This is a genomic window from Streptomyces sp. JW3 (assembly GCF_052216785.1).
Taxonomy (GTDB): Bacteria; Actinomycetota; Actinomycetes; order Streptomycetales; family Streptomycetaceae; genus Streptomyces.
The window spans coordinates 1-22864 of the sequence record NZ_JBQOUX010000129.1 but is presented as its reverse complement, the minus strand read 5'-3'; the positions used below and the strand labels follow the sequence as shown (position 1 = coordinate 22864).

Annotated in this window: 20 protein-coding genes; 9 read left to right on the top strand and 11 right to left on the bottom strand. The window is 74.6% G+C overall.

Annotated elements, in window-relative coordinates:
• Positions 1-1231: heavy metal translocating P-type ATPase (locus ACTT8P_RS33690; RefSeq protein ID WP_442835591.1), on the bottom strand; the 1231-nt coding region annotated here is incomplete at its 3' end.
• A gap of 165 nt (positions 1232-1396) precedes the next feature.
• Here ACTT8P_RS33690 and ACTT8P_RS33685 point away from each other — a divergent pair.
• Positions 1397-2365 (top strand): hypothetical protein, encoded by a 969-nt coding sequence (locus ACTT8P_RS33685; protein WP_442835590.1) that lies wholly within the window; start codon positions 1397-1399, stop codon positions 2363-2365.
• A gap of 86 nt (positions 2366-2451) precedes the next feature.
• Here ACTT8P_RS33685 and ACTT8P_RS33680 read toward each other — a convergent pair whose 3' ends face one another.
• A complete protein-coding gene (locus ACTT8P_RS33680) occupies positions 2452-3231 on the bottom strand; it encodes a DeoR/GlpR family DNA-binding transcription regulator (protein WP_442835589.1) in 780 nt (259 codons plus the stop codon).
• 124 nt (positions 3232-3355) lie between these two features.
• On the opposite strand from ACTT8P_RS33680, the gene ACTT8P_RS33675 reads away from it, so the two are divergent.
• Positions 3356-4237 carry an SIS domain-containing protein gene (locus tag ACTT8P_RS33675; RefSeq protein ID WP_442835588.1) on the top strand — a complete coding sequence of 294 codons (882 nt, stop codon included), beginning with the start codon at positions 3356-3358 and terminating at the stop codon, positions 4235-4237.
• A gap of 25 nt (positions 4238-4262) precedes the next feature.
• On the top strand, positions 4263-5123 hold the full coding sequence (locus ACTT8P_RS33670) for a class II fructose-bisphosphate aldolase (protein WP_442835587.1): 861 nt from the start codon (positions 4263-4265) through the stop codon (positions 5121-5123).
• A gap of 6 nt (positions 5124-5129) precedes the next feature.
• On the opposite strand, the gene ACTT8P_RS33665 is transcribed toward ACTT8P_RS33670, so the two are convergent.
• Positions 5130-6260 carry a methyltransferase gene (locus tag ACTT8P_RS33665; protein ID WP_442835593.1) on the bottom strand — a complete coding sequence of 377 codons (1131 nt, stop codon included), beginning with the start codon at positions 6258-6260 and terminating at the stop codon, positions 5130-5132.
• A gap of 110 nt (positions 6261-6370) precedes the next feature.
• Here ACTT8P_RS33665 and ACTT8P_RS33660 point away from each other — a divergent pair, with 110 nt between their 5' ends.
• The gene (locus ACTT8P_RS33660; protein WP_442835586.1) at positions 6371-7093 is read left to right on the top strand and encodes an alpha-ketoglutarate-dependent dioxygenase AlkB; all 723 of its coding nucleotides are present in this window, start codon (positions 6371-6373) and stop codon (positions 7091-7093) included.
• Between the two features lie 70 nt (positions 7094-7163).
• Positions 7164-8402, top strand: coding sequence for an ROK family protein (locus ACTT8P_RS33655; RefSeq protein WP_442835585.1), 1239 nt, complete (start codon positions 7164-7166; stop codon positions 8400-8402).
• A gap of 263 nt (positions 8403-8665) precedes the next feature.
• Here the strand turns inward: ACTT8P_RS33655 and ACTT8P_RS33650 are convergent, their stop codons facing one another.
• A complete protein-coding gene (locus tag ACTT8P_RS33650; RefSeq protein ID WP_442835584.1) occupies positions 8666-9145 on the bottom strand; it encodes an ATP-binding protein in 480 nt (159 codons plus the stop codon).
• Positions 9146-9358: 213 nt separating this feature from the next.
• Positions 9359-9682, bottom strand: coding sequence for a hypothetical protein (locus ACTT8P_RS33645; RefSeq protein ID WP_361175143.1), 324 nt, complete (start codon positions 9680-9682; stop codon positions 9359-9361).
• 343 nt (positions 9683-10025) lie between these two features.
• On the opposite strand from ACTT8P_RS33645, the gene ACTT8P_RS33640 reads away from it, so the two are divergent.
• Complete coding sequence (locus ACTT8P_RS33640) at positions 10026-11165, top strand: PLP-dependent cysteine synthase family protein (protein WP_442835583.1); 1140 nt, start codon at positions 10026-10028, stop codon at positions 11163-11165.
• A 33-nt stretch (positions 11166-11198) separates the two neighbouring features.
• Here ACTT8P_RS33640 and ACTT8P_RS33635 read toward each other — a convergent pair whose 3' ends face one another.
• Positions 11199-12047 carry a DeoR/GlpR family DNA-binding transcription regulator gene (locus ACTT8P_RS33635; protein WP_442835582.1) on the bottom strand — a complete coding sequence of 283 codons (849 nt, stop codon included), beginning with the start codon at positions 12045-12047 and terminating at the stop codon, positions 11199-11201.
• Between the two features lie 281 nt (positions 12048-12328).
• On the opposite strand from ACTT8P_RS33635, the gene ACTT8P_RS33630 reads away from it, so the two are divergent.
• Complete coding sequence (locus tag ACTT8P_RS33630; protein ID WP_442835581.1) at positions 12329-14719, top strand: hypothetical protein; 2391 nt, start codon at positions 12329-12331, stop codon at positions 14717-14719.
• Here ACTT8P_RS33630 and ACTT8P_RS33625 read toward each other — a convergent pair.
• The 4 genes from ACTT8P_RS33625 to ACTT8P_RS33610 form a co-directional block, all read right to left on the bottom strand.
• Complete coding sequence (locus ACTT8P_RS33625; protein WP_442835580.1) at positions 14689-17124, bottom strand: right-handed parallel beta-helix repeat-containing protein; 2436 nt, start codon at positions 17122-17124, stop codon at positions 14689-14691. The genes ACTT8P_RS33630 and ACTT8P_RS33625 overlap by 31 nt on opposite strands.
• Positions 17125-17279: 155 nt before the next feature.
• A complete protein-coding gene (locus tag ACTT8P_RS33620) occupies positions 17280-17885 on the bottom strand; it encodes an Rv1733c family protein (protein WP_442835579.1) in 606 nt (201 codons plus the stop codon).
• 220 nt (positions 17886-18105) lie between these two features.
• A complete protein-coding gene (locus ACTT8P_RS33615; protein ID WP_442835578.1) occupies positions 18106-18933 on the bottom strand; it encodes an MOSC domain-containing protein in 828 nt (275 codons plus the stop codon).
• 43 nt (positions 18934-18976) lie between these two features.
• Positions 18977-19423: a DUF6643 family protein gene (locus tag ACTT8P_RS33610; RefSeq protein WP_442835577.1), complete on the bottom strand. Its 447-nt coding sequence runs from the start codon at positions 19421-19423 to the stop codon at positions 18977-18979.
• A 311-nt stretch (positions 19424-19734) separates the two neighbouring features.
• Between ACTT8P_RS33610 and ACTT8P_RS33605 the strand changes: the two genes are divergently transcribed.
• Positions 19735-20973, top strand: a complete 1239-nt coding sequence (locus tag ACTT8P_RS33605) for a TerD family protein (RefSeq protein WP_442835592.1) — start codon at positions 19735-19737, stop codon at positions 20971-20973.
• 19 nt (positions 20974-20992) lie between these two features.
• On the opposite strand, the gene ACTT8P_RS33600 is transcribed toward ACTT8P_RS33605, so the two are convergent.
• A complete protein-coding gene (locus tag ACTT8P_RS33600; RefSeq protein WP_442835576.1) occupies positions 20993-22195 on the bottom strand; it encodes a glycosyltransferase in 1203 nt (400 codons plus the stop codon).
• A gap of 39 nt (positions 22196-22234) precedes the next feature.
• Here ACTT8P_RS33600 and ACTT8P_RS33595 point away from each other — a divergent pair.
• The coding region (locus ACTT8P_RS33595) for a glutamate racemase (RefSeq protein WP_442835575.1) at positions 22235-22864 on the top strand (630 nt) is incomplete at its 3' end.

The following is a 22864-nucleotide window of genomic DNA, read 5'->3' as shown; positions in this document are numbered from 1 at the left end:
GGGCGGTGGGGGTGGCCAGGCCCAGCGCGCAGGGGCAGGCGATGATCAGGACCGCGACCGCCGCGGTGAACGCCGCCGCCGGCCCGGCGCCGTTGCCCACCCAGAACCCCAGGGTGCCCAGGGCGAGGGCGATGACGACCGGTACGAACACGGCGGAGATCCGGTCGGCCAGCCGCTGCGCCGCCGCCTTGCCGTTCTGCGCGTTCTCCACCATCCGGGCCATGCGGGCGAGTTGGGTGTCGGCGCCGACCCGGGTGGCCTCGACCACCAGCCGGCCGCCGGCGTTGACCGTGGCCCCGGTGACGGCGTCCCCGGCGGTCACCTCCACCGGCACGGACTCGCCGGTGAGCATCGAGGTGTCCACCGCCGAGGTGCCCTCGACGACCGTGCCGTCGGTGGCGATCTTCTCCCCGGGACGGACCAGGAAACGGTCGCCGGGCCGCAACTCCGAGCTGGCGACGGTGTGTTCGCCGCCGTCGTCGCGCAGCACGGTGACGTCCTTGGCGCCCAGCTCCAGCAGCGCCGTCAGCGCGGCGCCGGCCGTCCGCTTGGCGCGGGCCTCGAAGTACCGCCCGGCCAGCAGGAAAGCGGTCACACCGGCGGCGGCCTCCAGATAGATGTTGCCCGCGCCGTCCTGGCGGGCGATGGTCAGCTCGAAGGGATGAGTCATGCCCGGTGTGCCCGCCGTGCCGAGGAACAGCGCCCACAGCGACCACAGGAACGCCGCCGAGGTGCCCACCGAGACCAGGGTGTCCATGGTGGCCGCGCCGTGCCGCGCGTTGGTGACCGCCGCCCGGTGGAAGGGCCAGGCCGCGTACGTCACCACGGGCGCGGCCAGCGTCAGCGAGAGCCACTGCCAGTAGGTGAACTGAAGGGCGGGCACCATCGCCATCGCGACCACCGGTACGGCCAGGGTCACGGCCGTGACCAGCCGCTGCCGCAGCGGACGCAGTGTGTCGTGCTCGGCCGCCGGTTCCGGGCCGGCCGAGGGAGTCTCGGGCACGGCCTCCCGGGCGGTGTAGCCGGTGGCCTCGACGGTGGCGATCAGCTCGCCCACCGATACCCCGGCGGGGTAGCTGACCAGGGCCTTCTCGGTGGCGTAGTTGACGGTGGCGGTGACGCCGGCCAGCCGATTGAGCTTCTTCTCGACCCGCGCCGCGCACGAGGCGCAGGTCATGCCGCCGATGGCGAGTTCGGCCTCCGTGGTGCGACTGGCCGTCGAGGTGGTCATGGCAGCTCCAGGTCATGGGGGACGATGCCGAACCATGTATACCCCCAGGGGGTACCCGAAGCAAGTCGTCGAGCCGCTTGACTCGGTACCCCCTGGGGGTATGGTGAGCTGCATGGAGGGGTACATCCGTATCGGGCGGGCCCCGTAGCCGAGGAGACGACGACCATGAACACGGGACTGAGGATCACCGCCTTCGCGGCCGCCCTGGCCGCCACCTTCGGCGCGGCCTACGGCGTGGGCACCGGTTTCGACCCGGTCGTCGAGGAGCCCGCGCCCGCCGCCCACGACGAGCACGGCGATCCCACGCCGACACCGGGCGGCGGCGACGGACACGGGGGCCACGAAAGCGCCCCGGCGGGCGGGCTCCAGATCGCCGAGGACGGCTACACGCTCGACCTCGACACGCCCCGCGTCACCGCCGGGCGGCGCACCGAGCTGAGCTTCACCGTCCGCGACGACCAGGGCCGGGCCGTCACCGCCTACCGGCGCGAGCACGACAAGGAACTCCACCTCATCGTCGCCTCACGCGACCTGGGCACCTACCGCCACCTGCACCCGGCCCGCGCCGCCGACGGCACCTGGAGCACCCCCGTCGACCTGCCCCGGGCGGGCGGCTACCGGGTGTTCGCCGACTTCACCCCGGCGCGGCACGGCGCCGAGAACCTCACCCTCGGGGCCGACCTGGCGGCCGCCGGCCCGTACGCGCCGCGCGGTCTGCCGGCCCCGGCCGCCACCGCCGAGGCCGACGGCTACGACGTGCGGCTGACCGGTGCGCTGCGCCCGGACCGGGCGAGCGAACTGCGCCTGACGGTCAGCCGCGAGGGCAGGCCGGTCACCGACCTCCAGCCCTACCTCGGCGCCTACGGCCACCTGGTCGCGCTGCGCTCCGGCGACCTCGCCCATCTGCACGTCCACCCGAACGGCGCCCCCGGCGACGGCACCACGAAGCCCGGCCCCACGGTCTCCTTCACCGCCACCGCGCCCAGCGCCGGCGCCTACCGCCTCTTCCTTGACTTCCGGCACGCGGGCAAGGTCCGCACGGCGGCCTTCACGGTCCGGGCGGGGAAGACCCACGAGGCCACCCCGGCGCCGTCAACCCACACCGAGGAGCCCGACACGGACCACGGCCACTGAGCCCGAGCCGGAGGGCGGCGCCGGCTCCGCGACGACCGCGATCCCCGCCCCCCGTCCGCTGAGCCCGAGGACGAAGCCGCGGCCGCTCACACCGCGACGACCGCGATCCCCGCCTCCTCGAACCGCCGCACCGTGTCCGCGTCCACCGCGGCGTCCGTCACCAGCGTGTCCACCGACTCGGCCGCGCAGATCCGGGCGAACGCCCGCCGGCCGAGCTTGGTGGAGTCGGCGGCCACCACCACCCGTTCGGCGCGCTCGCACAGCAGCCGGTTGATGGCGGCCTCCGCCTCGTCGTGGGCGGCGGCCCCGTGCGCCACGTCGAACGCGACCACACCCAGCACCGCCACGTCGATCGTGACCTGCCCCAGCACCCCGTCCGCGAGCGGCCCGATCAGCTCGTAGGACTGCGCCCGTGCCACCCCGCCGGTCACCACGATCTTGAACTGCGGCCGCACGGCCAGCTCGTTGGCGATGTTCAGCGCGTTGGTGACGACGGTGAGCGCGGGCGTGCCCGCGGCCAGATCGGGGCGCACCGCCAGCGCCCGCGCCACCTCGGTGGTGGTCGTGCCGCCGGTCAGCCCCACCGCCTCGCCGGGCGCCACCAGTTCGGCGACGGCCCGTCCGATGCGCTCCTTCTCCGAGGCGCGCCGCGCCGTCTTGTACCGCAGCGGCAACTCGTACGACACCCCGTGCACCACCGCGCCGCCGCGGGTGCGCACCAGCATCTGCTGCCCGGCGAGCTGGTCGAAGTCGCGGCGGATGGTCGCCGCCGACACCGCCAGCTCGGCCGCCGCCTCCTCGACATCCAGCCGGCCGCGTTCGACGAGCAGCTCCAGCAGCGTCTTCCAGCGGGCGTCGCGCGACATGCGCACCCTCCGTTCCTCGGTCCCTGGCCGACCCTAACGCACACCCGCTTCCGCCAAATGCTTGATTGTGCTCGAAAGCTCGCTATATCTTGCAGGAACAATCAATCTTGGGGAGGGTGTGGTCATGACATACGTCGAGGACGAGCTGAACAGCCAGCCGGAGTGCTGGACCCGCGCGGCGGCGGAGGCGGCCCGGCACGGCGGCGCGCTGCCGGCGGCGGGGGAGCGGGTGGCGATCGTCGGCTGCGGGACCTCGTACTTCATGGCGCAGGCCGCCGCGGCGCTGCGCGAGGAGACCGGCCAGGGCGAGACGGACGCCTTCGCCGCCTCCGAGTTCCCGCACGGCCGTTCCTACGACCGGGTGGTCGCCCTCACCCGCTCCGGCACCACCACCGAGGTGCTGGAACTGCTCGGCCGGCTGCGCGGCCGTACCCGCACCACCGCGATCACCGCCGACCCCGCCACGCCCGTGATGACGGCCGCCGACGACCTGGTCGTCCTGGACTTCGCGGACGAACGCTCGGTGGTGCAGACCCGGTTCGCCACCACCGCGCTGACCCTGCTCCGCGCCCACCTCGGGCGGCCCGTCGAGGACTCCGTCGCCGACGCCCGCACCGCCCTCGCCACCGATCTGCCCGACGGGCTCGTCGACCGCACCCAGTTCACCTTCCTGGGCCGCGGCTGGACCGTCGGACTGGCCAACGAGGCCGCGCTGAAGATGCGCGAGGCGTCCTTGTCCTGGACCGAGGCGTACCCGGCGATGGAGTACCGGCACGGCCCGATCAGCGTCACCACCGCCACCACGGCGACCTGGATGCTCGGCGCGGCACCCGGCGGACTGGCCGAGCAGGTAGCGGCCACTGGCGGGATGTGGGTGGCGGGCACCCTCGACCCGCTGGCCGAACTGGTCCGCGCCCAGCGGCTCGCGGTCGCCGTGGCCGCCGCCCGCGGCCTGGACCCGGACCAGCCGCGCCACCTGACCCGTTCGGTGATCCTCGCGCCCTGACCGGCCGCAGGGAAAGGACAGACCCGTGCCCCTCGCCACCACCGGCGACCTGGTCGCCCGCGCCGCAGCGGCGCGTACCGCCGTCGCCGCCGTCAACGTCATCACCCTGGAACACGTCGAGGCCGTCGTGGCCGGCGCCGAGTCGGTGGCCGTGCCGGTGATCCTCCAGGTCAGCGAGAACGCCGTGAAGTTCCATTACGGCCGGCTCGCACCACTGGCCCGCGCCGCCGTCGCCGCCGCCGAACGCGCCGCCGTCCCGGTCGCCCTCCATCTCGACCACGTCAAGAGCGACGCCCTGCTGCGGCAGGCCCGGGACGCCGGTTTCAGCTCCGTCATGTACGACGCCGCCCAACTGCCGTACACCGAGAACCTCGCCGCGACCCGGGCCGCCGCCGACTGGGCGCACTCCCAGGGCCTGTGGATCGAGGCGGAGCTGGGCGAGGTGGGCGGGAAGGACGGCGCGCCGCCGCTGGACGCGCACGCGCCCGGCGCCCGCACCGACCCCACCGAGGCCCGCGGCTACGTCGCCGACTCGAAAGTGGACGCGCTGGCCGTCGCGGTCGGCAGCTCGCACGCCATGACGACCCGCACCGCCGCCCTCGACCACGACCTGCTCAAGGAACTGTCGGCCGCGCTCGACGTCCCGCTCGTGCTGCACGGCTCGTCAGGGGTGCCGGACGGCGAACTCACCGCGGCGGTCGCCGGCGGCATCGCCAAGGTCAACGTCGGCACCGCGCTGAACATCGCCCTGACCGGAGCGGTCCGCGAGCACCTCGCCGCCCACCCGGAGGCGGTCGACCCGCGCGGCTACCTGACCGAGGGCCGGGACGCCATGACCCGCACGGTCGCGGACGTACTGAAGGTGGTGGGCCGGCTCACCCCCTGACCCGGCCTACCTCTTGACGGCCCTGAGCACCACGAACTTCGGGTCGGAGGCCACCAGTTCGCTGTTGCCGAACAGGCGGCGCAGCTTGACGTGGTAGCCGAGGTGCCGGTTGCCGACCACCCACAGCTCACCGCCCGGCCCGAGCGCGCGCCGGGCACCGCTGAACATCCGCCACGCGGTGCCGTCGGTGGTGGCCTGGTGGGAGTGGAACGGCGGGTTGTTGAGCACCAGGTCGACACTGCCGTCCGGCACCCCGGCCAGCCCGTCACCGACCCGGAACTCGGCGTTCCGGCCCGCCCCACTGACCCGGTACGTCGCCTCCGCCGAGGCCACCGCCTGGAAGGACTCGTCGGTGAACAGCACCTCGGCCGCCGGGTCGGCCAGCGCCACCGCCGTACCGACCACGCCGTTGCCGCAGCCGAGGTCGACCACCTTCCGGGCACCGCCGGCCGGCAGGTGCTTCAGGAAGAACCGGGTGCCGATGTCCAGCCGGTCGGCGCAGAAGACGCCCGCGTGGTTGACGACGGTCCGGCCCGAGACGGGCCCGATGCCGTCCGGCAGGCGGTAGCTGAGCGGCCAGGGGTTGGCGGGCCGCGCCGGGGACGGGTCCGGCGTACAGAAGATCAGCCGGGCCTTCTTCTTCGCCGGCGAGGTCCGGGTCGGGCCGAGGGCCCGCTCGAACACCGCCAGCGTCGAGGTGTGGATCTCCTTCACCATCCCGGTGCCGACGACGACCGTCCCCTCGTGCACCGCCGGCGCCAGCCGCAGCAACTGGTCCTCCAGCAGCGCCAGACTCTTGGGCACCCGCACCAGCAGTACGTCGATCCGCTCCGGCGGCGGGTCCTGCGTGGTCAGCAGTCGCACCGCGGCCGGCTCGACACCGCTCCGGGCGAGATTGGCGCGGGTCGCCTCCCGGCCGAGATACGAGTCGGTGATCTGGGTCGGCCGGTGCGCCGCCAGCGCCGTCACCAGCGCGCCCCAGCGGTCGCCCAGCACCACGACCGTCCCGGACAGCGGCACCCGCTCCGCGGCGAGATGCGCCAGCAGGTACTCGTCGGAGGCGTCCCAGGCGCGCAGCCGGTCGCGTGGATCGTCGGGGAACCGGGTCAGCACCGGCTCGCCCCACTCGGTCGTCATACGGTCGTCGCGCTCGTCCATCGTGCGTCCAGGCTAGCCGAGCCGCAGCTCAGGGCCGGTCGGGCGGCGGTCGGGCGAGGACCGGGCGGCGGTCGTGCACGATGGAGGACATGGACGCCGAGCTGTTTCCCCGGGAACGTACCGAGATCGCGCCCGGCGCCGTGCACCTCCCCAACTGGCTGGACGCCGGGCTCCAGCGCGAGCTGCTGGACGCCTGCCGGGACTGGTCCCGCCCGCCCGCCGGACTGCGCACGGTCCGCACCCCGGGCGGCGGCACGATGACCGCCCGGCAGGTCTGCCTGGGCCGGCACTGGGGCCCGGTGCCCCGCTGCCCGCACTGCGGCCGGGCGGTGCGCGCCAACCCGGACTGCCCCGGCCCGCACGCGTACCCGTACGCCTACTCCCGCACGGTCGTCGACGGCGACGGCGCTCCCGTCAAGCCGTTCCCCGCCCGGCTCGGCGACCTGGCCCGCCGCGCGGTGACCGACGCGCTGGGCGCACCGGCGGTGCCCGCGGCGCCGTACGACATCGCCCTCGTCAACTTCTACGCCGCCGACGCCCGGATGGGCATGCACCGCGACGAGGACGAACGGGCGGACGCGCCGGTGGTATCCCTCAGCCTCGGCGACACCTGTGTCTTCCGGTTCGGCATCACCGAGAGCCGCAACCGCCCGTACACCGACGTCGAACTGCGCGGCGGCGACCTGTTCGTGTTCGGCGGCCCGGCCCGGCTCGCGTACCACGGGGTGCCGCGCGTCCGCCCCGGCACCGCACCGTCCGGGCTGGGCCTCACCGGGCGGCTGAACATCACCCTGCGGGTGAGCGGACTGTAGGGCGTCCCTCCCGGCACTGGCCCCCACCGTACCGGCCGCCTTCGGCCCGGATCATGGGAGACTCACCCCCATGAGCGGCAAGGCGGACCCCCGGCGGGCGGGGGACGGGACCACCTCCAGGACGCGGCTGGACCGGGGGCGCGGGGCGCTCGGGCCCGCGTTGGAGCTCGTGCACACCGGACGCGCCCCCACCCGCGCCGTCCTGACCGCCGAACTCGGCGTGACCCGGGCGACGGCCGGCGCGGTCGCCGCCGAACTGGAGGCGCTCGGCCTGATCCGGGTCGACGCCCGGCCCGGCGCCCCCGCCGGTTCCCAGGGCCGGCCCTCGCACCGCCTCGCGGTCGCCGAGGACGGCCCCGTCGCCCTCGCCGCCCAGGTGCACGCCGACGGCTACCGGGCCGCGCTGGTCGGGCTCGGCGGCCGGATCGTCGCCACCACGCCCGGCTGCGAGATCGTCGACGCCGACCCGGCGAAGGTCCTCGGCTCGGTCGTGGAGGCCGGCGCCGAACTCCTGGACCGCACCGGCCGGCGCTGCGTCGGCGCCGGCCTCGCCGTACCGTCCGCGGTGGCCGAACCGGAGGGCCTCGCGCTGAACCCGCTGCACCTGGCCTGGCCCGCGGGCGCCCCCGTCCGGCAGATCTTCGCCGAGCAGGTGCGCGCGGCCGGCCTCGACGGGCCCGCCTTCACCGCCAACGACGTCAACCTCGCCGCCCTCGCCGAACACCGGCACGGCGCCGGCCGCGGCTCCCGCGACCTGCTCTGCGTGGCCACCGGACACCGGGGCGTCGGCGGCGCCCTGGTCCTCGACGGCCGGTTGCACTCGGGCAGTTCGGGACTGGCCCTGGAGGTCGGCCACCTCACCGTCAACCCCGCGGGCCGCCCCTGCCACTGCGGCAGCCGCGGCTGCCTGGACGTGGAGACCGACCCGCTGGCCTTCCTCACCGCGGCCGGCTGGGAACCCGGACCCGAGCAGTCCCTCCTCCAGCAGTCCATCGACCTGGTCCGCGACCACTACGCCGACCCGGCCGTCCGCACCGCCGCCGAGACCCTCCTCGACCGCCTCGGCCAGGGCCTGGCCGGCCTGGTGAACATCCTCAACCCGGACCGCATCATCCTCGGCGGCCTCCACCGCGACCTGCTGCGCGCCGACCCGGACCGGCTGCGCGCGGTGGTCGCCGGCCGCAGCCTGTGGGGACAGAGCGGCGGCGTCCCGGTGCTGCCCTGCACCCTGGACCACAACAGCCTGGTGGGCGCGGCCGAACTGGCCTGGCAACCAGTCCTCGACGACCCACTGGCAGTACTGGGCTGACGCACACCCCACCACCCGACGGCCCACTCCGAAGCGCCCGCGCCACCGCTCCCCTCAGGGGCGCGGGGAACTGCGCGACCAGCCACAACGGACCCGCAGCTCACCACGCTCCAGGGGCGCGGGGAACTGCGCGCCCAGCCACAACCGACCCGCAGCTCACCACAACAGCCATCACCGCACCCCACCCGACCGCCTCCGACCGCCCGACCGCCCGGACGACGCGCGGTCACCCCCGCACCCCGGAGGGACCCGTCACCGCCCGATCAGCCGGCAACGGCCGACCGGGCGGGAGCCGTACGTGCCACCTGGCTGAACGGTTCGGCGGACACCTCCTCGACCAGCCGGCGCGGCGGACGGCCGGGCAGCGGTGGAACGGACGGCGGGGTGGGGAGGGTGAACCAGACCACCTTGCCGGACTCGCCGTCCGGCCGGGCGCCCCAGCTCTCGCTCATCGCGGCCACCATGGCGAGACCGCGCCCGCAGGTCGCGAGCGGCTCGGCCTCGTCCACCACGGGCAGCCGCGGATCGCGGTCCCGCACCGAGACCGTGAGCCGGTCGAGCAGCAGCTCGATCTCCACGGTGCACGTCTTGTCCGGCCGGGCATGCTGGTGAACGTTGGTCAGGAGTTCCGTCACGCCGAGCGCCGCCCGGTCGATCAGGGAATCGAGATGCCAGTAGCGCAATTGCGCAGATACGATTCTGCGGACCTGGCCGATCCGCGACGGCAGGGCTTGGAGCTCCACCGTGCAGTGCCTGCTTGGGTGACTGATCACGGCTGCGACTCCCCGACATAGAGGTCCGGAAGAACACTGAGGACGGATCCAGCAGACGTGTGCGTCACGCGACCGCCTGCTGTCATGGCCGGCGGGCTGGTTCGCAGCGTTATCGCCGGTAAACCCAGAGTGACGTGAGACCAGCGTGACGCAAGGGGTGAGACGGCGCAACCCACGGGCATCTCAGTCGCTGTGTCCCGCCGCCCGGCGCACGGCCTCGATGAACCGGCGGGCGGCCGCCGGGCCCGACTCGCCCGGGGCGGGATCGGATTCGCCGAGGGTGAGCAGGTACCGCTTGCCGTCCAGCTCGGCGAAGGCGCGGTCCTCGGCGGCGAACCAGGGTCTGGCGGCGCGCACCGACCGCACCGGGGCACTGTCGATCTCGCTGCCGTAGCTGGTGAGCAGCTCCAGCCTGCCGTCGCTGATCCGGACCTGTCCGGCCCGGGTGAGCGAGCGGAGCCGTTTGTCGATCCGTACGCCGGTGGCCGTGAACTCCGGCTCCGCCATGCCGCCGCCCCCTCGTGCGCGTCGGTGGCCGGACCGCGCTCCAGGTGGGCCGGTGCCGGCTCGTGTCGTGAACGCGGGGACCCGGAGGCGGGGCCGCGTTCCACCGGCAGCAGTCTGCCCGCCACCGGCGTCGAGCACCAGTGCGCGCGAGTCCCTTCCCGGTGCCGCCCGGAGCACTGGCGCAAATGCGCCCCCCTGCCGTGCCTCGCACGCCGCCCCAGAGGTTGCTTTGAGCCCCCCAAAGGGGCCTTTATGCAGGTGAGAGACGTGCGGGAAACGTGCTTATGATCGGCACAGGCGGCCGCGCGAGGCGCCGTCGGCGCCCAGCGTAAGGAGCCGTGCCGTGAGCACTCCCCCACCCACCGGGATCCCGCCCACCGGGACCGGGGCGACGCTGGACGTCGACCGCGGCGACACGGCGTACCGCGGCTGGCTGAAAGAGGCCGTCCGCAAGGTCCAGGCGGACGCCAACCGCTCGGCCGACACGCATCTGCTGAGGTTCCCGCTGCCCGAGCCGTGGGGCATCGACCTCTACCTCAAGGACGAGTCGACCCACCCCACCGGCAGCCTCAAACACCGCCTGGCCCGCTCCCTGTTCCTCTACGGCCTGTGCAACGGCTGGATCCGGCCCGGCCGCCCGGTGATCGAGGCGTCCAGCGGCTCGACGGCCGTCTCCGAGGCGTACTTCGCGAAACTGATCGGCGTACCCTTCGTCGCCGTCATGCCGCGCACCACCAGCGCGGAGAAGATCCGCCTGATCGAATTCCACGGCGGCCGCTGCCACTTCGTGGACGACTCGCGCCAGATGTACGAGGAGTCCGCCCGGCTCGCCGCGCGGACCGACGGGCACTACATGGACCAGTTCACCTACGCCGAGCGGGCCACCGACTGGCGCGGCAACAACAACATCGCCGAGTCGATCTTCCGTCAGCTGCGCCTGGAGCGGTTCCCGGAACCGGCCTGGATCGTCGCCACGGCCGGCACCGGCGGCACCTCGGCGACCCTCGCCCGCTATGTGCACTACATGCAGTACGACACCCGGGTCTGCGTCGCCGACCCGGAGAACTCCTGCTTCTTCGACGGCTGGACCACCGGCGATCCGGACGTCACCTGCGACTGCGGCTCCCGGATCGAGGGCATCGGCCGGCCCCGGATGGAACCGAGCTTCGTGCCGGGCGCCATCGACCGGATGATGAAGGTGCCGGACGCGGCGAGCGTGGCCGCCGTGCGCGCCCTGGAGCGGGTCATCGGCCGCAAGGCGGGCGGTTCCACCGGCACCGGCCTGTGGAGCGCGCTGAAGATCGTCGCCGAAATGGTGGCCGAGGGCCGCCGGGGCAGCGTGGTGACGCTGCTGTGCGACCCGGGGGACCGCTACCTCGACAAGTACTACTCCGACACCTGGCTGGCCGAACAGGGCCTGCGCATCGAGCCGTACGCCGCGGCCATCGAGTCCCTGCTGCGCACGGGCGTCTGGCCGGCCTGACCGGCGGCTTCGCACGGGACGAGCCGGCCCCCGTCAGCCGTCCTGCTCCGCAGGCTCGGGCCGCTCCGACTGCTCGGCCTCGCCCGCCACCACCACCCGCACATGTTCCGCGATCTCCGCGCGCGCCGCGTCCGGCAGCCCGGCGTCCGTCACCAGCGTGTCCACCCGGTCCAGCGCCGCGAACGAACTCAGGCCCACCACACCCCACTTGGTGTGGTCGGCGACCACCACGACCCGCCGCGCCGACTGCACCAGGCGCCGGTTGGTCTCGGCCTCCGCGAGGTTCGGCGTGGACAGCCCGGCCCGTGCCGATATGCCGTGCACACCCAGGAACAGCGTGTCGAAGTGGAGCGCCGCGATCGCCTGGTCGGCCACCGGACCCACCAGCGAGTCGGACGGCGTGCGCACCCCGCCGGTCAGCACCACCGTCGCCGCGGCCTGCCGCGCCCCCGAGGTGCGCTGCGCCGCGTGGAACACGTCGGCCACCCGCACCGAGTTGGTCACCACCGTCAGCTCCGGCACGTCCACCAGCCGGTGCGCCAGCGCGTACGTCGTCGTACCGCCCGACAGCGCGATCGCCGCGCCCGGCGCGACCAGGTCCGCCGCGGCCCGCGCGATCTCCTCCTTGGCGGTCGGCTCCAGACCCGACTTGGCCTCGAAACCGGGCTCGTGGGTACTCGCCTCGACCACCGGCACCGCACCGCCGTGCACCTTCTCCAGCACGCCCTGCCGGGCCAGCGCGTCCAGATCGCGGCGGACCGTCATGTCCGACACGCCGAGCCGGCGGGTCAGCTCGTTGACCCGGACCCCGCCGCGGCGCCGCACCTCGTCGAGGATCAAAGCCCGCCGCTGCTCCGCGAGGAGGTTCTGATTCTCGCTCACGTACGCTCCGGTCCTCTCGCCGCCACCAGTCCGCCCGGCGCGCCCGCTGCGGCGAGGACCTCCGCACGCCCCGGTGCGCCGACGCCCCATCCTCGCACGCCCCGTCCCACGGCGCGCCACCACCTGCCCGTCGCGCACATGTCACTCAGGTCTCATCCGTACGCCGCGTGTCACACAGTTGGGGGAGATTCGGTGGGGAGAGGTGTACGCCGTCCGCCGAGCGGAGATCCTGTGCCCGCACGGACACAGCCGACGGCGCGTCACGGGGGAAGTGCGACACGGTGGAACAGGCGCAGCAGCGGGCCACGCACAAGGCCGCGGGGAACGACGGACAGGGCACCGGCACCGCCCTGGAACTGCTGGTGCACGGGGTGGGCGGCTCCTCACCGCAGGAGATGCTCGACGACCCGCGCACGGTCCGGGTCACCGGCGACGACATCGCCGCCGTCTTCCGCCGCACCGAGGACGCCGACGCCGAGGCCCGCCCCGAGGACTACCGGGACAAGCCGGTGCCCGAGGCGTACGTCTGGTGCAACCTCACCTCCGGCGACGGCACCCGCGCGCTGTGGCTGCTGCTCCTGCCCTTCATGGTCGTCAACCTCGCCCACTGGATGCGCCCCGCCGCGTCCGGCCGCAAGCGGACGAGGCGGCTGTACGGCCTGCTGGTCCGGCTCGCCGGACTGACCCTGACGGTGCTGCTGGTCGCCGCCGCCGCGGAGGTCGCCCTGGACCTCGCGGCCTGGCAGTGCGCGGGCACCGAGGCGTGCGCCGCGCGCCACTCCTGGCTGGGCTTCCTCTCCCCGGCCGAGGGCGGCTGGTGGAGCGGCCCCGGCCGCCGGCTCGCGCTGGCCGCCCTGGTGCCCGCCGCGCTCACCGGCCTGCTCTGGTACCTGTCCCTGCGCACCTGGCGCGCCTACGAGTCCCAGCGGCCCATGGACCGCGAGCCCGAACCGGACGAGACGGCCGGCCGCAACGCCCTGGGCCGCCCCGGGTTCTGGTACGGGCGCCGGCTGGTGGCCCGGCTGCGCGCCGCGCACACCGCCGCCGGGCTGCTGACCGTCGCCGGCGGCCTCGTGGTACCCGCGGCGCGCCTGGACCGCCGGCCCGGCGGACCCGCGCCGCTCGACCTCGCCGGGTGGCTCCTCCAGGCCGCGCTGCTCGCGCTGGCCGCCGTCGTGGTGGGCGTGGTCTGCCGTCGGGGCCGCGGCGAACGGCTGCAGGACCGCGCCCTCGACGAACACCTGGTACGACGGCTGCCGCTCGCCGCGCTCGCCCTGCTGCTGCTCGCCGCGGGGTACGCCGGCTGGGACCGGCCGGGGTGGGCGTCCGCCGGGCGGCTGCCGGGCGACGCGGTGTTCGGCGGCCTCGCCGCCGTGCAGGGACTGCTGGTGATCGCCCTCGCCGTCGTCGCCCACCTGCTGTACCGCACCGCGCCCGACCGGCGCGCCGCGATGCGCGGCCTGGGCGGGCCCGCCGTCGTCATGCTCGCCGGCGCCCTGGGCGGCGTCATGTCCGGCGGCGTCGCCCAGCGGGTGTCGGACTGGCTGGACGGCACCGGCACCGCCCTGGCCGGCCCGCCGGTCCTGCTGACCTGGCAGGCGTCCGTCATCCCGCCGCTGCTCCTGGTGGTCCTCGCGCTGCTCGCCCTGCTCGCCCGGCGCACCTGGTCCCGGGCCCGCGCGGAACGCGCCGAGGTGACGGACGAGGCGGCGGGCGGCCACCCCGACGAGACCGGCGACCCGGCCCCCCGCCGCAAGGTCGCCGCCGCCCGCGCGATGGCCGGCCTCACCGACCGGGTGCCGCTGCTGGTCACCGTCGTCTCCACCACGACCTTCGTACTCGGCCTGGCCGCCCTGGTCGGCGCCCTGACCACCGGACAGACCCCGGCCGAGACCGCCGACGGGTCGTACGCCGTCGTGCACGGCGCCGCCGAGACCGCCCAGGCGGTCGGCTCCTGGCTGGTCGGCCTCGGCTTCATACTGTTCGTCACCGGCGGCCGCCGCGCCTACAAGGACGCCTCCGCGCGGCGCAGCATCGGCATACTGTGGGACGTCGGCACCTTCTGGCCGCGCGCCGCCCACCCGTTCGCCCCGCCCTGTTACGCCGAGCGCGCCGTGCCCGACCTCACCTGGCGGATGGCCACCTGGACCCGGACCACCGGCGGTCGGCTCGTGCTCTCCGGGCACTCCCAGGGCAGTGTGCTGGCCGCCGCGGCGGCCTGGCAACTGGAGCCGTCCGCCCGCGGCCGGGTCGCCCTGCTCACCTACGGCTCCCCGCTGGAGCGGCTCTACGGCCGCTGGTTCCCCGCCTACTTCGGACCGGACTCGCTCGCCGCCCTGCACCGCGAGATCGACTGCTGGCGCAATCTGTACCGGCTCACCGACCCGATCGGCGGCCCGGTGCGGCTGCCCGGCGACTGCGGCCCGGAGGTCGACCGCCCGCCGCTGAACGACCCCCTCTCCTACGGCCGCACCGCCGAGCACCCGCTGCCCGCGCCGATCCTCAAGCACGGCGACTACCAGGCCGACCCGGCGTTCGCCGAGGAACGCGGGCGGCTGCTGGCCCGGCTGCGCCCGGAGGTGCCCGCGCCCCGGCCCGACGAGGACGGGCCCGGCACGGTGCCGGGCGCCGACGGCGGGACTCAGGGCTGCGCGGGCAGGTCCTCGGCGTAGAGCAGGGTCAGCTCGTCCGTACTGGGGTCCGCGACCTGCGCGACCCGGCTGGCGTGCCGCTCCACCATCGCCTCGAAGGTCTGGCGGGCGGTCCGCCCGTTGCCGAACGCCGGGCCCTTGGGCAGCACCGTGAAGTACTTCAGCAGGCCCTCGGCCGCGCCCGGCGCCAGCCGGTACTCGTGCTCGTCGGCCTGCTGCTGCACGATCCGCAGCAACTCCTCGGGCCCGTAGTCGCCGAAGGTGATGGTCCGCGAGAAACGGGACGCCACCCCGGGGTTGACCGACAGGAACCGCTCCATCTCCGCCGTGTAGCCGGCGACGATCACCACGACCGAGTCCCGGTGGTCCTCCATCAGCTTGACGAGGGTGTCGATGGCCTCCTTGCCGAAGTCGCGGCCCGCGTCCTCGGGGGAGAGGGCGTACGCCTCGTCGATGAACAGCACCCCGCCGTGCGCCTTCTGGAACGCCTCCTGGGTGCGGATCGCCGTGGAGCCGATGTGCTCGCCGACCAGGTCCACCCGGGACACCTCGACCAGGTGGCCCTTGTCCAGCACCCCGAGCGAGGCCAGGATCTCGCCGTACAGCCGGGCCACCGTCGTCTTGCCGGTGCCGGGGGAGCCGGTGAAGACCAGGTGCCGTTTGACCGACGCCGCCTTCAGGCCCGCCTGCTGCCGGCGCCGGCCCACCTCGATCATGTCGATCAGCGCCCGCACCTCCAGCTTGACGCTCTCCAGGCCCACCAGCGCGTCCAGTTCGCCCAGCACGTCCTGGGAGGAGCGGGCCGGCCGCTCCGGCGCGGCGGCCGTGACCAGCGGCTCCTGCTCGGTGCTGCGCTGGCCGGGGATCGAGCCCAGCAGCCCCGGCGACCGGGTCACGGCCTGGACCGCGGGCTCCCGGTTCTCGGGCGGCCGCAGGTGGGTGCTCTCGTCGCTGGTGCAGTCCTCGACCACCGGACCCGCGTCGCCCGCGTCCGCCCCGGCGTCCGCGAACTCGTACCCGCCGCGCGCGCACCGCTCGGTGCGGCACTTGCGCAGCGTGCTGCGGCAGCCGTCGATCACATGGAAGCCGTAGCCGCCGCTGTTCGTGACCCGGCAGTTCAGGAAGCTGCCGCGGCCGCCGGCCGACACATAGACGCCGGCCTCGCCGGGGGAGTCGATGACGCAGCGCTCGATGGTGGGGTCGGCGCCCTTGGTGACGATCACGCCGGTGCGGGTGGCGTCGACGGAGCAGTTGTTCAGCGTGCCGCCGCTGCCGTGGTCGCGGAACCAGGCGCCGGTCGCCGCCTCCCGGATCCGGCAGTCGTCGAGCTGCGCGGTGGCGCCGTCGCTCACCGACACGGCCGTGTTGCGCACCTGGGAGAGGTCGCTGTCGACGACGTCGGCGCGCGAGCCGCGGTCCAGGACGAACAGGGCGTCCGGCACGTCGTGCACCCGGCAGGAGTCGAGCACCGCGGTGGCGCCGTCGCTGACCCACACGGCCGGGTAGTCGCCCGTACTGTCGAAGATCTCGCACTGGTTGGCGTCCACCCGGGTGCCCGGGTCCCACACCGACAGGCCGTTGCGGCCGAACTGCCGCACGGTGGTGCGGGTCAGGGTGAGGACGGACCGGGAGCGCAGGTCCACCGCGTTCTCCGGGATGTCGTGGATGCGGCAGTCGGCGAGGGTGAGCACCGCGTCGGTGTCCAGGGTGATGCCGTCGGCGGTGGTGCGGTGCACGTCGCAGTCGGTGAGGTGGGCGGTGGCCCGGCCGGTGACCTGGACGCCGCTGCCCCGTACCTCGTAGATCTCGCAGCCGACGGCCTCCGCCGAGGAGTGCTCCCCGGTCGCGGTGAGGCCCGAGCCCGCGGCGTGGTGGATCCGGCAGCGCTCCAGCCGGGGCCGGGCGCCGGAGCGCACCGCGACGCCCTCCTGGCCGGCCGCGACCACCTCGCACTCCTCGAACACCCCGCCGCCGCCGTCGACCACGGCGATGCCGATGCCCGCCGGGTTGTCGACGGAGCACCGCCGCACCGTCGGACGCGCGGCGCCGCGCACCTCTATCCCGGCGGCGGAGCGGGTGACGACCCGGACGTCGAGCAGTTCCGCAGTGCCCTCCTCGATCAGTACGGCGGGGGCCGCCGCGTCCTGTCCCTCGACGTGCAGGTCCTGCACCACGGCCGAGGCGCGCACGGTGAGCGGCACCCCGTCCAGGGGCGCGATCCGCACCGATCCGTGCGAGCCGTCGGGACCGCGCAGGGTCACCGCCCGCTGGATCACGAGGTTTTCCCGGTAGGTACCGGGGGCGATGGTGAGCACGTCACCGTCGGCCGCGGCCTCCAGGGCGGCGGCGAGTGATGCGTACTCGCCCGTGCGGCGCCGCCACCGCGACGTACCGGTGTGCGTCACCTGGACCGTGCCCTGTGCCATGGCGTTGCTGTGCCCCCACCTCGTCGTACTGATGGCTCGTCGGCCGCCGGGGGCATGCCCCGGTGCTTCTCACGCGCGGGTCGATGCCGAAACGGGTTCGGCCGGTCCACCGTAGCGTGCGCCGCAGGGGTGGGTTGACCGGAGGCGGAAGCCGGTCAACTGCCGGTGCCCGTCCTGCCCCAGTCCGGACCGGCCCGGTCCCAGGCCCGATCCAGGCGGGCGTAGCGGCGGCGGACCATGCGCCACAGGACCAGCCGGCGGGCTCCTTCGGCCAGGGCGGCGGCCGCCAGGGCGGCACCGGTCCCGGCGAGCACCGCGTGGGTCGCGGCGGTGGCGGCGTCCAGCGGGCGGGCCACCGTCCGGCCGTGCTGGTCCGTCCATATTCCGAAGCGGTCGCCGGCGTGCGGGGAGTCGATGCTCGCCAGGACCGGGCCGTGCCGGGCCGATCCGTCCGGTGCCGTCCACTCGGCCAGAACGCGGCTGCGCAGGTCACCCGCGGCGGCGGTCTCCGGGTCCACGTCCAGCGGTGAGCGGTCCAGCTCGCGCACGACGGTGGCCGTCACCCGGTGGCGGGTCTGCTGCTGGTCGTGGACCGACCGGCGCAGGGCGTCGTCGGCGGCGGTGCCCACCAGCACGCCCAGCACCGGTGCGACGCACAGCATGAACAGCAGGGTGGCCAGCGCCACCCAGGCTTCGGCCAGATCGGTCGCGCGGCGCAGCGGATTGTGCCGCCAGCGCCACAGTCCCCTGATGGCTCGCACGGTCCGCACCCCCTTCCCGCTCCGTGATAACCCCGGACCGAGCCGTTCAAGAGCGCGGCCGTCGAAGAGAGAGCGAGATCACCCTCGGTGGATCACCTCCCGGCGGCTTCCGCCGGGCGCCCCGGCGGACCACTCATGAACTTCTCATCCGGGTCAACGCGCGGCACCCGCCGCCGGGTTCCCGCCGGACGATCACGGCCGGCGGGCCGCTCGGGCCGGGTCAGCCGTCGACGGTGACCGGGTCGCCGACCCGTACCGTGCCGCGGGACAGCGGCACCAGGTTCTGCCCGAAGAGCAGCTTGCCGTCCCGGCGGCGGTGCCGGCCCAGGGTGTGCAGCGGCTCCCGGCCGCGGGCGGCGGTGTCCTGGTCGGTGGTGGTCACCACGCACCGCCCGCTGGGCTTGGCCACCCGGAAGGAGACCTCGCCGATGGTCACGCGCGACCAGCCGTCCTCCGCCCACGCCCCGGTGCCGTCCACGACCACGTTGGGCCGGAACCGGTTCATGGGCAACGGGCCCTCGGCGGCGTGATCGCCCCGCGCGATCAGCGAGTTGAGGGCGTCCAGGGAGGCGGTGGCCGTCAGCAGCAGCGGATAGCCGTCGGCGAAGGACACGGTCTCGCCGGGCCGCGCGTACGCGGGGTCGATCGGCCGGCGCGTGGCCGGGTCGTCCAGGTGGACGAGACGTGTCTCCGCGCCCAGATACGCGGCGCACCACGCGTGCGCGGCCTCGTCCGCGGCCGGTGTCACGCAGACCTTGTCCCGGAAGAGCTCCACCATGACCGTCTCCCCGCCGTCCGGCGCGGGCACCGTGAGCGGCCGCGCGCCGGGCGCGGACAGCCGTACGCCGCCGCCGGGCAGCGGCTCGGCGGCGGCCAGCGCGAGGCTGGGCCGCTGGCGTTGCGTGACGACCTTTCCCCCGTCGTCGACCAGCATCCAGCGGCGGTCTCCGGTCAGCCCCCAGGGCTCCACCTCGGCCGCCCGGGGCGAGACACCCCGGAACGCCTTGACCGGATGTACGTGGATCGACCGCAGTCGCGCGTTCCCCATGAGGCCATCGTGCCAGGCGGCACCGACAGCCGGCGGGTCCGGCTCAGTAGCCCCGGTACTGCTGGTTGTTGTACGGGTCCTGGTACGGCGCCGGGGCCGGCGCGGGCCGGGGCGCCGCGGGGCGCATCGCCTCGTACCCGGTCGGCGCGGGCGCCGCCGGGCGGGGCTGCTGGTACTGCTGGGGCGCGGGGTAGCCGCGCGGCGCCGTCATCTGCTGCGGGATGTAGGCGGCCGGGGCCTGCTGGAGCGGCGCGGGCTGGGGGACCTGCTGCGGGTAGCCGTAGGAAGGCTGGGAGGGCGCCGCCGGCAGGGCGGGAAGCGCGGACGGGAGGGCCGGCAGATGACTGCCCGGGGCGTCGTACGCGGCGGGGACCCGGATCGGGGCGATCTGCGGAGTGCCCCGTTCGGCCACGAGCGAGTCGTAGATCGGGGTGTCCGGGAAGGAGGCGGAGTAGTAGCCGCCGCCATAGGTGGAGCGGGGGGAGGTCATGGCACATAAGTTAAGCCCACGATGTGCTGGTTGGGGAGACCGATAAGAGGGTTGTTTTCCGTGTCCGCCGTGACCTGGGATCCCCAATGCGAGCGAACTTGATGAAAAAGGGCATGCCCGGAACGCGATCTTCTGATAAAGGCCGACTTGCGAACGTGTTACCGGCCGGTTGCGGCCCGGTTCCCCGGACCGTCCGGGGGAGTTGGCCGGGCGGGCGACGGCGGAAACGCGCCACGCGCGGCAGAATGGACGGACGCCCGGAACGCGCCCGGGCGCGTTCTCGGCAAGAAACAAGGGAGCCGGACATGGTCATGGCCAAAGGCTCGAACACCGCGGTGCCGACGGGGGCGCTGCGCGTCGAAATGGGCTGGCGGGCCGGCCCGGGCGTGCCCGACGTGGACGCCTCGGCGCTGCTCCTGGTGAACGGAAAGGTCCGTTCCGACGCGGACTTCGTCTTCTACAACCAGCCGGCGCACAGCTCCGGAGCCGTCCGCCACGAGGGCAAGCGGGAGGCCGGCGGCCGGACGACCGACAGCCTCCTCGTCGACCTGGCGGGGGTGGAGCCGGCCGTCGAGACCGTCGTGCTCGCCGCCTCCGCCGACGGCGGCGCCTTCGGCCAGGTCCCCGGCCTCTACATCGAGGTCCGGGACGCGGCCGGGGACACGGTGGCGGCGCGCTTCGACAACCCGGGCGCGACGGTCGAAACGGCCTTCGTGCTGGGCGAGTTCTACCGCCGCCAGGGCAGCTGGAAGTTCCGCGCCGTCGGCCAGGGCTACGGCAGCGGACTGGCGGGCCTGGCCACCGACTACGGCATCACGGTGGACGAACCCGCGCGGCCCCCGCAGCCCCCGGTGACCGCGGCGCCCGCGCCCGCCCAGCCGCCCCCGCCGCCGGTCCGGCTGACGAAGGTCACGCTCACCAAGGCCGCCCCGTCCGTCTCGCTGACCAAGCAGGGCGGCACCTGTGGCGCCCTGCACGTCAACCTCAACTGGCAGACCCGCGGGCCGTCCTCGGCCCCGTCCTCCGGCTCCGGCTGGGTGCGCAAGCTGGGCCGGTCGCTCGCCCCGCAGGGCGGCCTCGACCTCGACCTGTGCGCCCTGTACGAACTCGCCGACGGCAGCAAGGGCGTCATCCAGTCCCTCGGCAACGCCTTCGGCGCCCTGGACCGGCCCCCGTTCATCCACCTCGACGGCGACGACCGCACCGGCGCCGTGGCGAGCGGCGAGAACCTCACCGTCAACCTCGACCACACCCGCGACCTGCGCCGCGTCCTCGTCTTCGTCACCATCTACGAGGGCGCGCGCTCCTTCGCCGACCTGAAGGCCACCGTCACCCTCCGGCCGCAGCACGGCGCCCCCGTCGACTTCTCCCTCGACGAGTGCACGGTCCCCTCCACGGTGTGCGCGCTCGCCCTGATCACCAACACCGGCGACGACCTCGTCGTCCAGCGCGAGGCCCGCTATCTGGTCCCCGAGCGCGGTGTCAGCCCGCAGCGCACCGTCGACCGCGCCTACGGCTGGGGCATGAACTGGACGCCCGGCCGCAAATGAGCCGCCCGCGCGGGTGCCCTCAGCCCTCCTCGGGGACGGCCTCGGGACGGGCGTAGGTCCGGCCCTTCCAGGCCGCGCCCCGCCCCCGGTAGTGCTGGACCGCCGAGTCGACCGTCATCAGCAGGTACAGCGCCGCGGTGCACGGCAGCAGCGGCGCCAGCCACGGCGGCTGCCGGTAGTAGCGCAGCATCGGCAGGTACGTCCCCGTCATCACCAGCCACGCCAGGCCGCCGAGGACAGCGCCCGCCACGTTCCCCGTGACCACGCCCGCGACCAGGGCGACGGGCGGGACCAGGTACACCAGCGCGAGACCGGCGACCGTGCCGAGCAGCACCAGCGGGTGGTGCCGCAACTGGGCGTACGCGCTGCGCGCGACCATCCGCCACAGGTCGGCCAGGCGCGGATAGGGCCGCACGCTGTCCACCCGGTCGGCCAGCCCCAGCCAGATGTGCCCGCCGCCGCGCTTGACGGTCCGGGCCAGCGCCACGTCGTCGATCACCGCCTGCCGGATGGTGTCCGGGATGCGGGCCCGCTCGGCGGTCTCGGTGCGCAGCAGCACACAGCCGCCCGCCGCCGCGGCCGTCCGCGCCCCGGGCCGGCCGATCCGGCGGAACGGGTACAGCTGCGCGAAGAAGTAGACGAAGGCCGGTACGACCAGCCGCTCCCAGACACTGGCCACCCGCAGCCGGGCCATCAGGGAGACGGCGTCGAAGCCCCCGGTACGGGCGGCGGCCACCAGCTCCCGCAGGCTGTCCGGGGCGTGCGCGATGTCGGCGTCCGTCAGCAGCAGGTACTCGGGTTCGCGCGCGCGGGCCAGCTCGATGCCGTGCCGCACCGCCCAGAGCTTGCCGGTCCAGCCCGGGGGCGGCTCCCCGGGCGAGGCGACGGTCAGCGGCAGCCCGCCCACCCCGAGGGACAGTTCGCGGGCCAGCGCGCCGGTGCCGTCCGTACTGCCGTCGTCGATCAGGAAGATCTCCGCCCGCCCCGGATAGTCCTGCGCGAGCAGTGACGGCAGACTGGCCCGCAGCACCGCCGCCTCGTCGCGGGCCGGGACGACCACGCACACGGACGGCCACCCGGTGCCGGGGCGGGGGCTGCGGCGGGGCGGCAGTCTGACGTCGGTGCGCCAGAAGAAGCCCTGGCCAAGGAGCAGCCACAGCCAGGCGGCGAGTGATACGGCGGCGATCCAGACAACGGCGTTCACGTGCGCAGTCTCCCCCACGGCGGCGGGCCCGCGCCTGTCATCGTCTATCGTGGCCGGGTGAAGATCGCGCTCATGGACTCCGGAATCGGTCTGCTGGCGGCCACCGCCGCGGTACGGCGCCTGCGACCGGACGCCGATCTCATCCTCTCCCTGGACCCCGACGGCATGCCCTGGGGGCCGCGCACGCCCGCGGACCTGACCGGCCGGGCCCTCGCCGTCGCCGAGGCCGCCGCCGCGCACCGCCCGGACGCGCTGATCGTCGGCTGCAACACCGCCACCGTGCACGCGCTGCCCGCCCTGCGGGAGCGGCACGAGCCGGGCCTGCCCGTCGTCGGCACCGTCCCGGCGATCAAACCGGCCGCGGCCGGCGGTGGCCCGTTCGCCATCTGGGCGACGCCCGCCACCACCGGCAGCGCCTACCAGCGCGGCCTGATCCGGGACTTCGCCGACGGGCTGCCGGTCACCGAGGTGCCCTGCCACGGGCTCGCCGAGGCCGTCGAGCACGCCGACGAGGCCGCGATCGACGCCGCCGTGGCCGCCGCCGCGGCGCTGACCCCGGCCGACGTCACCACCGTCGTGCTCGGCTGCACCCACTACGAACTGGTCGCCGAGCGCATCCGGGCCGCCGTGCAGCGGCCGGGCCGGCCGCCGCTCGCGCTGCACGGCTCGGCGGGCGCCGTCGCCGCC